This window comes from Paenibacillus sp. P4_E11, from assembly GCF_056401635.1.
The window spans coordinates 1-702 of the sequence record NZ_JBFUIX010000650.1; the positions used below are offsets into that span (position 1 = coordinate 1).

General features: G+C 49.3%; 1 protein-coding gene. It reads right to left on the reverse strand.

Annotation, left to right across the window (positions count from 1 at the left end):
- The coding region (locus AC1DWB_RS36695) for a Gfo/Idh/MocA family protein (protein WP_477545962.1) at window positions 1-702 on the reverse strand (702 nt) is incomplete at both ends.

The following is a 702-nucleotide window of genomic DNA, read 5'->3' on the forward strand; positions in this document are numbered from 1 at the left end:
AATCGCTGGAATGCCTTTCGCGGCTTTCCAGTAAGACACCTTCTCCACACAATTCTCGATACAGAACGTCCCTTTGGTCCCGGCCATCTCGAAGCTCCACCAGCCACCCAGCCCGTAAACAGCATCGCCTCTTTGGCTGAGCAAATATCCGACACCACCATTAGCGAACTTCACATGGATGCTATTAATCGACACCATAATATCTCCTGCACTCCGCCGGAATCCTGGTCGATCAGAGAACGTCTGAACGTGTGTAATATCGCCACAGAAGTAACGCATCACGCTGAATGGATGGGTCAGAAACGCCTTCATATGAAAATACGGATGACCCTTTACTTTATCTGAACCTGCCGGCGAATAGCCTTCTTCCCCGCCATTGAATCCCATCTTGTGCAAGCAATATACAAGCTCACCAACTTCACCATTATCTACATATTGCTTGGCTTTCTCCGCTGGTGGCGTGAAGTAATGATTCAGGTTACAGCCTAGATATACTTTCTTCTTCTCCGCATAAGCGACGAGCTCTCTAGCTTCGGCAATGTCGTGACAGATCGGCTTCTCGACCAGTACATGCTTGCCCCAGCTTATCGCTTCCATCGCCGGCTCGAAGTGCCAGCTTCCATTGTCAATCCCGCCTGTTGTAACATCTACTACTTGGATTTCTGGCTCGTTCTCCAGCATTTCCTTGAGACTGTAATAGGC